This window comes from Nitrospira sp. MA-1, assembly GCA_032139905.1.
Taxonomy (GTDB): Bacteria; Nitrospirota; Nitrospiria; order Nitrospirales; family UBA8639; genus Nitrospira_E.
In genome coordinates, this window is sequence record JAQJDB010000006.1 from 570,411 (window position 1) to 583,732 (window position 13,322).

The following is a 13,322-nucleotide window of genomic DNA, read 5'->3' on the forward strand; positions in this document are numbered from 1 at the left end:
TTACTTTAATTGGTTTTTTTTTGCTGCCTCCAGTAATGCGACCACTTCGCTATGTCCGCGTCGCTTAGCCACTGATAATGCGGTATCAGTGGGTTTCAGGTCGCTATTCAATGGTCCCCTTCCCTGGTTTGCTCTGATTTTTTGATCTGCACCAGCCGCCAGTAGCCCTTGAACTACCTCCTTACTTCCTTTGCCAGCGGCCGCTATTAAAGCTGTTATCCCATCATAGGCTTGATGGTTAACAATTCCTCCTGCACAGAGTAAAATTCCCACTGTCTTAAGATTCCCAATATTTGCGGCGAAAATAAGAGGACTCCAACCGAACTGGTCATCAATTCCATTGGCATCTGCACCGGCTTTGAGTAATTCTTTGAGAATAGTGGGATCACATCCGCTTGCACTGGCAATTAATAGAGGGGTCATCGAAAATTCATTGTCATTTTTAAATTTGAACGTAAAATTTGCCCCTCTTTCTAACAGTGCCCTGACAACATTTTCGTGACAATAATACGTGGCCACATATAATGGCGTTTCTCCTCTGTTTCCTCGAGCATTGATCTCCGCTCCTTTGTTTAGGAGCAAATCAACAATGGTTTCCTGACCTCCTTGGGCAGCATAATGTAGGGCCGTTAAGCCCCGAATATCCCTTTCAGAGATACTTTCTCCATTTTCCAACAGTTCCATAACGTCCTGACCATTGCCTCTATAGGCTGCCACTTGTAGGTTTGTGGCACAGCCTGTCAAGAAAACAAAAGCCGAAACTCCCCAGATGACATGTCTAAGATTTTTTTTCATTCTAGGGCTACACTCACTGAGAGAAAAATTTTTTCTGATATCTTGTGATTAAGCTGTTTTCCATTCTTTGAACTAGACAAATAAATTTTAAGGGTTACCAGAACCAATTCTGCACTCTGGATCACTGAATGTTCCTGAACAGCTTTCATGTCCACCATTTTCTACAGCTTTCCTAAGGATGAAATCTGACAATCGGCCATTGGTTAGCACATCATAACCCGAAGCTCCAGAAATCGCTAAGCTTGAGATAATGGGATTTTGAGTCAATTCTTGGAACGTTTTGGCGCCCAAGATAGTATAGCGGGTCCCAAAATCAAAGTTACTGCCTGATGATTTTGGAGGGGGGCGCCAAATGTAATTCGAATTCTTCCTAAAGCATCTATAGTAGTAAAAGCCCCAGCCACCGCTGCTTCAACAATTGCTCCATTTTCGCTTGCCTTGCATCTTCTTGCTTTAAAATTCCGAGAAAAAATGTATGGGTCGGAAAGTCAGAAGTTGAGATGAATAGTTAAACATTCATATGATGCCAAGATGATTTACAAACGCAGAGTTAAAATGCACATAGGTTTATGGTTGGCTTTCCTGTTAGGACTTTATGGATGTGGTGGAGGGAACCCCAAAGTCCAATTATCTCTTAAAGACGTGGCTCAACTGAAAAGCGCCTCTCACGTTTATATCGTGGACTATCCATCACCGGAGTTTGCATGGTGGATCATGCCTTATTCACTGCCGTTCACCGGAGTAGTTAATCTCAATCTAGAAAAAGTTGAAAAATGGCTGGAACTCCCATCTCCCTTAGAACTTATAGATCCCACCCGCACACTCAGGAATCAAATCATGGCGACGTTAGAAGATAATTATCACTTCACCAATCTTGCTCTGCCCCAAGGGGGTTCGCTGGATGAAAATCTGATGGACCTGAGGAAAAACTTGAGAGAAGGAAAAGTCATCGCTATACAAACGTATTTTTGGAAATTGGTTCCTACCGGATCTGAAAACGGTGATTTTCTTCCTCCCAAAAAAATGCCGTATCAATTTCAATACTCAGGGAATATCCGGTTTATTGACCTTGACGGCCCGTCTGTCATCCACCAGCATTTATGTCATTACCCACCGGAAATGGCGATATATGGGGAAGGGTTACGACCGAAAGAGTACGGCTCATTTTCTTTGGAAAGGCCAACTTGGGTAAATTCCATGCACGTTCCTGAATTAATCGAAAATCGTGGCGAAAAACTACAAACCCAAATTCATAAAGCTGTGACCCATTGTCTTCAAGAGTTCCAGAAATTATTCCCCTAGCCAAATCTCAACTTCGTCCCTACCTGCGTAATTCTGAAATACCTACTACAAGCCCAGCTTCTCCGACTGAATCCGTCAAGCCGCGAGGCAGTGTTATTGCCAGAGGAGCGAGCTCACCCAACCCATTTCCATCCGGGGCATTCCAAGTTAAAGAATAATTAGAATAGGGAGTGTCTATCTGCCCGCCACCCAAAAATTGCCAAGAAAGTAATGTCCCGCCATAGGGTGGGAAAGGAGATGTAATTGATCCCGTTATTGCGCTTTGTGCAGCCCCACCAATAATTGATTTGAAATTTCCTCTCCCTCCTGCATAGGCCTCCGTCGCACCTTTGCCTGCCCCCAATAAGGCTCCAGAGACAGGCGTGCCCGCAACAAATGGGCCTGAAGTGCCAAAGGATGGAAGAATAACGCTACCTGCAGAATTGAGTAATCCGAATTTATCTTGTGTTTTCTGACATTCCCCACAAAATTCGCTTATGGCCGGCAATGGTCATTGCCAGTCCAATCTCTTAACTTGAAGATCTTGAAGCCGATTGACTTTCTAGCTGAAAGATGGGGGCTTTCCTGATTTAGTCGTCCGGTTAGCAGGACTATGCGGGTTAGATTGATGCAATCCGTCGACGGATTCGGCGTAGAATTTTATGGGTTTTTCGTTTTCCTAAGAAACCGACCTGTCGAAGTGTCCATGTCTGCTTGAGCCACCATAATCGCCATCTGATTCGTCCTAGGGATGAATCATGCTGAATGGTCTGAGGTGATACCCCGGAATGGTTTTGAGCCTCAGGCTTTCGTGCTACCGCCCGGATGTGATGGAAATCGCTCGTCCGGCGGTTGTCAATCGTGCATTCAATCAATACAAAGCCGGCGGCTTTAAGATATCTGGCAGTGGTCTGTGCGGTGAGATGATATTGATGGACGGGACCAGACTGAAACACCGATCCGGTTTTGTATCGAGCCGGGTTCAGCACATCTTTCTCGTCAAGAAAGAGATAGCCGCCTGGTTTAAGTACGCTGAAAATATTTTCCAGGAGCGTGCGGGGGGACAGGACGTGGGCCAGGACATGATGTGTCAGGACATTGACCGCATCGAAGGGACCCTGAAAGGGAATCGGTAACTGGGAGAACCGGGAAAATGGCAAAGGAAAGATCTCGGATAATCCACGTCGCTCGCTAGCGTACCATCTGTTTTTTTCGAACGGCTCTACGCAGAAAACTTTCGCCCCTCCCGCCTGGAGCTGTGCCGAGAGTGCACCGGTTTGGCATCTCAGATCGAGAATCCGTTTGTCTTTAACCTGAATGAAACGGTTGATGATGTTCAAACCCCACTCCGCGACGGCATCCTGTTTTTGAATGTCATCTTCATCTTCGATTCCTTCCCCAGGCCTACTGCGGCTACCGGGGTCGTTGGCAAAGCTACTTTCATAGAATTTGTCCAAATCCTCCTGTTCAATTTGTGGAAAAGCGTACATCAATTGACAATGGATGCATATCACAATGCGGCAATTCAGTTTCGATGGTTCTGCCACAACAAAGGCTTCTGTGGAACGGCAGAGATCACAGTTTCCCTTTACGACGCGATCCCTGTCCATTTTCTGAACGGGTTGGGCTAGAAGTTTACTCAAGCCATTATTCCTTATCCTAAGGGTAAAAGTGGAACTTTAAGGGAAAGCACTGGTTGGTTCGTCAGGGGCTGAACATAGGGGGTGTTCATAGCCAACCGAGCCATTTGACCTGCGAGATGACCTCTGATTAGCAGATGGTTCATCCTCATCTTGACTGGATTCAGATGTTATGCCTGTTTCTTGGCATAGATGAATTCTGCAAGTTCCAAATCCCACATGGTATCGATACTGACCAGATCCTCGTCGAGAAGGAGGGCTCCAGTTCGTTGACCCATGATGCTCCTTCCTTCCAGAAGGCAGTTTCGTGTCATAACATAGGCCACCCCGTTCCGGTGATAGACGGGAGTGAGTTGCTGCCGGGCAATGATTTGGCTCCCGTTGGGGTCATAATAGTCGATCTTGCCTGAGTCAAGAGTCAGTTGTTTGAGAGGGTGTGACTTGGAATCGGTTTCGGACAGCGTCCAGACGGCATCCCATTGTTCATTCACCAGCATTTCGATGGCCTGGATGACGTGTTCCGGCCGGCGAAGAGGAGATGTTGGCTGCAGCATGATCACGATGTCGTATTGGACATTGTCTTGATGCTCCATTTCTTCTAATGCATGGATCAATACCGGGGCGTCGGATATTCGGTCCCCTGAAAGGTCGGGAGGCCGGAAAAAAGGGGCGTCTAGGCCAGATTTTTTCGCACACTCGGCAATTTCAGGATGGTCGGTCGAGACTACGGCTCGGTCGATGAAGGGGATCTCCTTAACCAACTGGCCAACTCTGGCGACTAACGGGATTCCTAGAAAGGGAGTCAGATTTTTGAGCGGAATCCCTTTGCTGCCGCCCCTGGCTGGACACACAGCCAGAATCCGTTGCGTACCTATCATTGGGTTTTTTTAGGGATATACCGCATTGTTGATATAGCCATCGGTTGGGTGTAAATCATAACTTCCTGTGGCAAAAGTGTAAAGAATTTTCAACTGCAATGGTGCGAGTAGATGCTCAATGGTTTTAGGTAGGTGCATTTCCGTTTTCTTGAAGGTTTTGCACGATTCCTCTGAGATTATCCAGACTTGTCACATGGAGTGATGGGATCAGTCTGAAGCGGCTGTTCTCACCAAGAATGACTCCCGCAAAGTGACAGCCAAATTTACCAGCAGCCTCCAGATCATCCTCACTGTCTCCAACAAAAAGCATCTCATCTGGTTTTGCCTGAGTCAGCTCTTGGATGTGACGCAAGTTTTCCAGTTTACTTGCGGGAGCTCCGTATATCCCCGAGAAATAGTGGGTGAGGTTTCGTAGGGTCACAAGTCGATTGAGGGCGTTGGTGGGCGTTTTTGAGTTGAGGTATAGAGGAATCCCTTCATTCAACAGCCAGGTCAGTATCCCTGAGGCCCCAGGTACTTCCTGGCACCTGACAATGGCTGTTTCGCAGGTAGCTGTGTAGGTCTCCGCCCATTGTAAGCCGAGGATTTCTGTGCTTGTGGGTGGCGGGATTAGCCCTTTCGCCTTGAACTCGCGGGCAAGTTCACGGGTGATTCCGTATCGATCTTTTTGAGAGCATCGCTGAAGAACGTCAGTGACAGTGCAACCGCTGGGATCGTATTCCTCGACAATCTTGTAAAAGGACTGAACCTTCACCTGGTTTGAATCAACCAGCGTTCCGTCAAAATCGAATGCGACGCAAGCAATCATTGCGCCTGAGGATCGGGCAAAGGCACTTCAGGAGCTTTCTCCGAGGATGGCTGTTGGGCGATTTGAAACCGTCCCCAATGATCAACCATGGTTTTTCGCTCGGATCGTTGCAGCTTATTGATTCGTTTGTCGGCATAGAAGGAGTCGTTGTTGTAATGGGTGGTGGACACTTCTTCAAAAACCACCCCGGTGTCTGTCCAAAAGGAATGCCACACTCCAGGTAGGATGAGAATGGTTTCACCGGGATGTAAAATGCGGGGATAGCCGTCGATATTCACGTGGAGGATGCCAAACAGTATTTGAAAGGTTTCCTCTTTCCTCGCATGATAATGTGAGGGGTGTCGCTGTCCCGGCAATTGAATGACGAGTTTTTTGCAATACTCCCGATTGATACATTCAATAAGGACTGCGCCGGTTTGTCGGAAATTTTCAAGTCCGTAATGATGCGAATATTCGACTTTAAACTCACTGCCTAGTTGAATATTGGCTTGGTTGAGCAAGGCTTTGACTTCGTGAATCGCTTGCTTGAGGGTCACGAGACCTTGGTTGACCGTGATCTCGACCGCGTCCCGCATGACCGGTTGATCCGGCGTCATGTCCTGGACGGCCGTATAGCCCTCTTTCCAGGCTCCACTTTCCATCTGCCCTTCGACGTAGGGCATGGCAAAATACACAAGATCCCGTGTGAGTTCCCGGCCTTTTTTAATGAGCCGTTTGGCAAAGACTCCACGTCGAAGGCCATCCAATGAGGCCTGTTCCACTTCTGAGGCGGGTGGACGGGTTTTTGAGCCACACAATTCTTTTGCCCGATGGTAGGCTTCCAGCCAGGTGTCCACTTGCTGTGAGGTGGACGAGTAGGCATTCAATTTGATGGATTCGGTTTCCAGTCCAATGTGCCGTTCGAAAAGTCTGGCTCCAAGAGCGACGGCAATTTGAACAGGAACCGTGTCACCGGGATTTTCATGAGTGGACCAGCCAATGGGAATATTGGGATACCGGTTGCGCAAGACCTGTATTTGATTCAAATTCATTAGCGGGTCAGGAGTTGGATACACCGACACGCAGTGCATGAGTGCGAATTGCACGGCCCGATGTTGGAAGAAACTCACCACATTATCGATGTCCTCCAGTGTCAGACCACCGGTTGAGCACACCACGGGCGGCCCGGCGCCGGCAATTTCCTCAAGAAGCGGCCAATCCTTGGCTGAACAACTGGCGACCTTTAACACATTAAAACCCATGTCGACGGCAATATTGACAGACTCTTCATCGAAAGGGGTGCACATGGCTAGCAGCCCTTGAGCCCAGACTTCATTGAGCAATGTTTGAAATTGTGCCTGGTCCAACCGGGTGGATTGAAATCGTTGAATGTATTTGAGTTCGCTGTTTGATTGATGATCTGTATGAATGAAGGTGTCGAGTTGGCGGAATTGGAATTTGATTGCTGCCCGGACCTGGTGCCGTTTGACCACCTCAGCCATTGATTGGATGATTCCCAGGCCGTGTTCCACGCTTCCCTGGTGGTTGTTGGCTAAATCCAATATGAATAAATCATGGAAATTGAAATCTTGGTCTATCATGCTTTTTCCCTTCCTCTGAAGATCTACAGCACTTCTAGTGCCTGTGGTGTATAGCCTTTGCGGTAATCGATGCGCACAGTTCGTTTCTTGGCTGATGAGAGATGCGCGGCGGCCACCACCAGCATGGTTTCCAGGCCTCGCTCCAGTGAGAGGACGGAATCTTTGATTTTGCCTGTCATCACGGCCTCGATATGCTGTAATTCCCAGATGAAATCATCCGGTCGCGTTTTCTGAATGGTGCGGAATTGAGCATCTTCTTTGCCGGTTTTCCAATCGACTCTGTCGACCCCTGGTTGGTGCCCGATGGTGAGCTCCGCGAAACCGTCATTTCCTTGAATCCTTGCCCACTTTCTGGAAGGGGAGGTAATGACGTCTTGCACCACCCTCCCGATTAAGCCTGTTTCAGTCCTCAGGGTAAGCAGGCAGAGTTTATCGTACTCCACCATATCTGTCTGGACATAATCCAGTGTTGCGGAGACTTCGGTGATACGGCCTTTTCCCAGGCCCCCACTCAAAAATTGCCAAAGGTTTATCGCGTGGGAATGTTCTCCACTGGCACCTCCACCCCGTTTCCAAAACCCCAGATAACTGTCCTGTGGACCCTGTAACCATGAATGAGCCGCGAAGATGCCGCCCCAATGTTCACGAAATTCCACGTCGATGGTTTCAATGGTCGATAATTGGCGACCGGCTTGGAGTGTTTCCTGCGCGGCCTTTCCCACGACGTGGTCATATCCTACGAATGCGAATGTGCCAGACTCGGTTACCATATTTTGTAATGTTTCGGCCTGTTCCAGGTCTGGGGAGCAAAGAGGTTTTTCCACAAGAATAGCTTTGGGCTTTTCCTCAAGAGCCCCGAGAGCCAGGGAGAGGTGGGAATCTGGCGGCGTTCCAACGACGATGAGGTCAAACCCTCCTCTCGGGGCGTTTTTGACCAGGGAAAGCTTGACGGCCTCGTCCCATTTTCCATAACGAGTGGGATAAATTGTCTGTTTTGTCCGATCCAATGCTGCTTGGTCCACATCGCATATCGTGACGTTCCAACCGAGGGAGCGGGATGCGTGAGCTAAATGGTTACCAATGGAGCCCGCTCCAAAAATTTTTACGTTATACATGTATCCTCCTTAGAATGTTCACTACTCGGTATATGGATGCACCTTTATGCTCAGCATAATTGCGGGTATAGGGATTCTTCATTCCTGAGAATTTATTTGGGAAATATTTCAAAAATATTGTCGTGCAGGGGCCTGACTTGTGTGTGATGAAATCTTCCTAATGCATGTTGTAACCGCTTGATGCGGTCTTCGATCTGCGCCAGGTTGATGTCAGGGAAAATGTGGTTCAGATAATTGTAGCGTTGCGATCGGTTTTGATCGCTCATGCGAAATTGAGCGTTGAATCGCCGCCGTAATTTTCTGCCGAGCGCCTGGGATTTTGCGGCCAATAGCGTGCCTAGTTTCGGGGTCGGGGGTGAATAGGTGGTGTCGAATGTTTCGAGCGTATTCACGATGTTTTCTGAGGCAAAAGGCCCTTGAAGGGCCGCGAGATATTGCTCAATTAAACGGGTTTGGGCTTCAGAGTCATGTTCCTGTGCAGTCTGGTTACCTGCAAGGGTTGTTTTGACGAGTTCAATTAATTCCGGAGAGGATGTTGCACGGCGGCTAACGGCATTCGGAAGTTTTTTGTCAAAACGGTCGGACATGATCGGCTGAAAGGCAAAAACGGGACGTTTCAGAACATACCCTTCCAAGCCGGTGGTGCAACTATTATGAATAATGGCATCGGCCGCCAATAACCAGGGAATGACATGTCCTTCTATGTGAACCTGGACATTTGGATATCCTTTTGCAGCCTGTCTCCATGTCTCATGGCTTTCAGAGGGGTGGGGACGGATCAATATAGTGTGTGCGGGGAAGGCTGCGGCCATTTGGCCTACCATGTCCTGGAAATGCTGAAATAGCGCCAGGCGGTGCCTGGCCATTCCAAGTTCAGATTCGTCCACGTCAGATGGTGAGACCGTTGCTCGTTCAAGCGCCTCTTTTTCAGCTCCCTTGTTGGGCCTGAAGTGGTTCAATTTACCGAAATTGGTATTGATCAGGATGACCTTTCCGAATTTTTTATGGATGGATTCGACTTCCGGTTTCCAATATTGGCGCAGTTCCGGTCGTAATAAATCCACACGGGAATTTCCGGTTATATGGATGGGCATCCCGTTGTATTGGGGCTGTGACTTCCAGATTCTGGCATTCTCTGTTCCCCATGCTAAAAAGAAATTTGGTCGGGTAAATTCTGTCGAGCCCAATTTTTCTTTCACATACACTTCCGGAGAACAGTACACAATCGCCTCCTCGTCCGTTCCTACCAGCGCGTGCCCCAATTGAGCCAGAAGGGAGAAGACAATAGCATTCCGGTTATGAAGGTTTGTGGGGAGATAGATGGATCTGGGTAAAGAGGCCAGATTGAGTTGAATTTCATGCTTTTCGCCAATAATGACGGAAAATCCCCGTTCTGCGGCGAAGCAGGAAAGCAAAACTTTGGCGTCAAATTCCCTGTTGAAAACTTCAACGGGGATAGTCAGTTGTCGACGGGGTTTTGGTATGCGTGACAATATAATTTCCGTAGATTTTCAAGACTGATCAAAAAACCCCAAGGCCTTTTTGACTTTTTTAGCCACGTCCCCGGTTTCGTTTAATTGTGGGCGCTTCCCGTTTTCTATGGGGTCGCCAAATGGTCGAGCCACTCCATTTTTGAAAAGGGAATCATGCAACATGCTGAGATTTCGTCGAGGCTGAATCAACCCCGAACGAATCAGGCGGGCGCAAAGCCGTTCAATCCCTTGTTGGGGACGGGCGGTTCCCCTTTTATTGAGGGGTTGGAAGTGCGCACGTTGTACAATCTTTTCACTGAGGCGCACTTTCCACGTTGGTGAATGTTCAGGAAGTGGGACGATATAGACGGGCTTGCCCAGAGATGCGGCTTCGGCCAACATCGATTCGCTTTCTCCTGTGACAATTAGCACGTCTGCGCCAGCTAAATACGCAAAATACGGATTGTCGGATTGGTTTGGTTGCCATGTATGAACAACATGGTCAGGAGTCAGAGTTTCCTCAAGGGCTTGACTCAAATCCTTACCCGTTCTGGGGGATGTGACAGCAAAAATCTTCCCATGGCATGTTTCGGCCAAGTCTTTGAGTTGGTTCCCAATCATGCGAGCCATATCCGGAGTAAATTTGAACCGTGCGGTGGAACCTCCCACGACAAAGACTATGCGAGGATGGGGAGCGTTGCCAAAGAGGTCCGGCCAACGTTGGCTGACTGTCTCCAAGTCTTCTTGTGTCAATCCGTTCAACGGGGCGAGTGTCTCAATACGGTTCGGATGCGGCGAAAATCCATAATAGGTTGGTGTAATCACGACATCAAATAAATCAGCAGGACCTCCTCCCTTCCGACCTAATTGAATGATTCGTGTTCTTCCCTGGCTCTGGTCACGAATCCATCTGGCAATTGGTGCCGGTCGCCATCCTGTCGAGATTACCACGTCAGGCCAAGGGGCCTGGAGGGGGGAAGAGTGACGTTGATCTAACCCTATAATATTCGGTGGGGCCAACCCCCACAGAAATTTTTGAATTTTATGCCACCCGTAGAATCGTAACTGTTTAATATCATAAGGCCACCCCAACGACTTTGCGAGTAATTCTGATTGGGTCGTATGTCCAGTTTTGCCGTCTGAGAGTATCCAGATTCGCGGAAGCGTTCCAATCCAATTGCCTCCACAACGGATTTGACTCTGTGTTATTCCCTTTGAGGAGTGGGTGTGGAACACGACTTTCCAGTGAATAGCCGGATAGCGGGCACTGATTGAGTCAATATGACTGATCCACCAGTTGAAATCTCGTGTTAAATCTGATTGAAGAGGGGCGGCGGTGAAGGACTGGAGTGGATACGTGCTTTCTATTCCCACATAGACCATACATTTTGCGCGATGAAACAGGGCTTCGATGACCCATGGAATATCGTCATCCGGAATGAGTTGCAGTCCTTTGGGTGCAAGAACAATGTCGAATTTTTGAAATCCTAGATCCTTAGATTCTGGATGACAAAGGTCAAGAGTCGTCATGGCTAAGGGGGAAAGGCCGCCGGGCTTCAGATGTTCCGGAATGCGGTGAACAGGTTCCCCGAGATGACAATAGAGAAGAGTTTTGGGCTTGAGAATGTGGATTGCTTCTTCTATCTCGGATACGGTCTCGGTATCCTGGATAGGGATGTTGGCCTGGATATCGCGTGCTTGAGTGGCGAATTTGGTAAATAGTGAAGATGGATTGGATTGGGTGAAGGGCAGGAACCCTTCTTGATTGGCGCTGTATTCCAAGTTGAACCACACATCTCCAACCGAGCTTTTCTGGTACACAAATTCCTCGGGGAAAGGCTGCCAGGGTTGCGTATGAAGAGCTGTAAAATGGAGGACTTTTGACCGCCCTGTTTGATATTCCTCGTCGCGGGCATTCCATTCGGGTTCTAATTGTCCCCAGAGGTTGGGTACATTTAAGGCGCGTTCCAACAGTGCATTTTTTCTCTCAAATTTGGCTGCGTTAAGCGACCAGACCTTTGCCATTTTGGCGCAATCCATCAGCATGACGGAGGAATCATTTTGAGCAATAGAGAGAAAGCCATGATCGTTCAAATCGTGGTCGAATAATTCCCCAGGGTCGGCCAGATAGATTTGGTCCACATCGTTGTAAATCGCTCGTCCGACCTGGCCTGCAAATGATGAAATCGCAAATCGATAATTCGTAAACCCTGTGAGCCATTTCCGTCTGTCAAATCCTGATAATTCCTTCATGAGAAAAATTTCGTAGACTCGACCTGGATCACGAACCTGTTCAATGGACCACACGAGGATGCGTTCAGCCCTGTATTGGGATGATTCACTTCCAATAAAAATTCTGACTGGAGATTTCCCGGAGGAGGTATGTCCTTCTCTGGCTTCCAAGGTTATTTTTTCGGGAATTGCCCTAATGCCGTTTGGTCTAGAGCGGTGGCGTGTCATGGGAGGTTTGGAAATAGGTTTAGGTGGTTATTTCGACATGTGATCGAAACAGAAACATTTTTTAATTGAGAATTGCATCCGGTTGCACCTGAGCAGGGTTGGTGTGGGTTGGAGTGATATGAGACAACTCTGCAAATGCAGAAATAATTTTTTCAATTTGTTTCTTCGTATGGGCTGCACTGACACTTAATCGAAGGAGGCATTCGCCGTTTGGTGTGGCAGGAGGAATCATGAGGTTGACATAAATGCCATATTCCAAGAGTTGTTGCCACATAGCAAGAGCCAATTCTCTGGTAGGGATCATCGCTGCCATAATCGGTCCGACCTCTGCCCCAAGCGTATACCCACTCTTTATTAATCCATTATACAAATCCTGTGAATTCGTCCATAGCTGTTGGCGAAGTTCGGGGTGAGACTGGATAATGCGAATGGTTGCCCGTGTGGAAGCGACAACAGATGGACATGGGGAGGCCGTAAAAATATAGGGACGACTGGCATAGCGGATTAACTCGAACTCTGGATGAGAACTTATACCGAATCCTCCTGTTGAGCCCAGGCTTTTACTGAATGTCCCGACGATGCAATCGACGTCCTGTTCGACGCCTGTTTCTTCCGCCAAGCCTCGTCCATGTTGGCCGAGTATGCCCAACGAATGGGCTTCGTCAACGATCAGTGTGGCTCCATACTTTTTCTTCACTTCGACGATCTCGGCCAGAGGAGCTCGATCTCCCAACATGCTATAAATGCCCTCGACAACAATTAAGGTCTGCTGGCTTCTGTCCCCCAATCGACGAAGACGTTTTTCTAAGTCTGCCACGTCATTATGCTTAAACCGGATGATTTCTGCCCCTCCAAGCCTGCATCCATCATAAATGCTGGCATGAGAGTCCCCATCCATTAATATGGTATCCCCCGCGCCTGCAAGAGCAGAAAGGACGCCAAGATTAGCTTGGTACCCCGTGGAAAAAACGATTGCATAAGGCGCACCATAGAATTCCGCGATGGCCTTCTCAAGCTCACGGTGGCTCGCAAAAGATCCATTCGCCATCCTCGATCCCGTTGTGCCGGTCCCTTCCTGAGCAAGAGCCTGTTGACCGGCCAGAATGGCATCAGGGTGAAAGGTTAGACCTAAGTAGTTATTCGTGCCAACTAGAATAGTCGTTCGCCCGTTGATGATGGCCTCTGTTGGTGAAAGGATCTTGTCGACAGTGATATGAAAGGGGTTGACTCCACTTTTTAGCAACTCATTTCTGGCTTCTTGAATAGGAAGAAATTTGTCGAATAATGACATGA

General features: G+C 48.3%; 10 protein-coding genes. 1 reads left to right on the forward strand and 9 read right to left on the reverse strand.

The window, feature by feature from the left end; all coding sequences use genetic code 11:
• Complete coding sequence (locus PJI16_10075; protein ID MDT3777902.1) at nt 1-795, reverse strand: ankyrin repeat domain-containing protein; 795 nt, start codon at nt 793-795, stop codon at nt 1-3.
• Nucleotides 796-1,326: 531 nt separating this feature from the next.
• Between PJI16_10075 and PJI16_10080 the strand changes: the two genes are divergently transcribed.
• Nucleotides 1,327-2,097 carry a hypothetical protein gene (locus PJI16_10080; protein MDT3777903.1) on the forward strand — a complete coding sequence of 257 codons (771 nt, stop codon included), beginning with the start codon at nt 1,327-1,329 and terminating at the stop codon, nt 2,095-2,097.
• 599 nt (nt 2,098-2,696) lie between these two features.
• On the opposite strand, the gene PJI16_10085 is transcribed toward PJI16_10080, so the two are convergent.
• From PJI16_10085 to PJI16_10120, 8 genes are all read right to left on the reverse strand, one after another.
• Complete coding sequence (locus tag PJI16_10085) at nt 2,697-3,719, reverse strand: class I SAM-dependent methyltransferase (GenBank protein MDT3777904.1); 1,023 nt, start codon at nt 3,717-3,719, stop codon at nt 2,697-2,699.
• Between the two features lie 167 nt (nt 3,720-3,886).
• Nucleotides 3,887-4,594 (reverse strand): acylneuraminate cytidylyltransferase family protein, encoded by a 708-nt coding sequence (locus PJI16_10090; protein MDT3777905.1) that lies wholly within the window; start codon nt 4,592-4,594, stop codon nt 3,887-3,889.
• 124 nt (nt 4,595-4,718) lie between these two features.
• A complete protein-coding gene (locus PJI16_10095) occupies nt 4,719-5,402 on the reverse strand; it encodes an HAD family hydrolase (protein ID MDT3777906.1) in 684 nt (227 codons plus the stop codon).
• On the reverse strand, nt 5,399-6,982 hold the full coding sequence (locus PJI16_10100; protein ID MDT3777907.1) for an N-acetylneuraminate synthase family protein: 1,584 nt from the start codon (nt 6,980-6,982) through the stop codon (nt 5,399-5,401). The genes PJI16_10095 and PJI16_10100 overlap by 4 nt, the downstream gene beginning before the upstream one ends.
• A 23-nt stretch (nt 6,983-7,005) precedes the next feature.
• Nucleotides 7,006-8,097 carry a Gfo/Idh/MocA family oxidoreductase gene (locus PJI16_10105; GenBank protein MDT3777908.1) on the reverse strand — a complete coding sequence of 364 codons (1,092 nt, stop codon included), beginning with the start codon at nt 8,095-8,097 and terminating at the stop codon, nt 7,006-7,008.
• A gap of 92 nt (nt 8,098-8,189) precedes the next feature.
• Nucleotides 8,190-9,590, reverse strand: a complete 1,401-nt coding sequence (locus PJI16_10110; protein MDT3777909.1) for a hypothetical protein — start codon at nt 9,588-9,590, stop codon at nt 8,190-8,192.
• 18 nt (nt 9,591-9,608) lie between these two features.
• Nucleotides 9,609-11,972: an ELM1/GtrOC1 family putative glycosyltransferase gene (locus PJI16_10115; GenBank protein ID MDT3777910.1), complete on the reverse strand. Its 2,364-nt coding sequence runs from the start codon at nt 11,970-11,972 to the stop codon at nt 9,609-9,611.
• A 118-nt stretch (nt 11,973-12,090) separates the two neighbouring features.
• Entirely contained in the window at nt 12,091-13,320 is a 1,230-nt protein-coding gene (locus PJI16_10120; GenBank protein MDT3777911.1) for an aminotransferase class I/II-fold pyridoxal phosphate-dependent enzyme, read from the reverse strand.
• Nucleotides 13,321-13,322 lie beyond the last annotated feature (2 nt).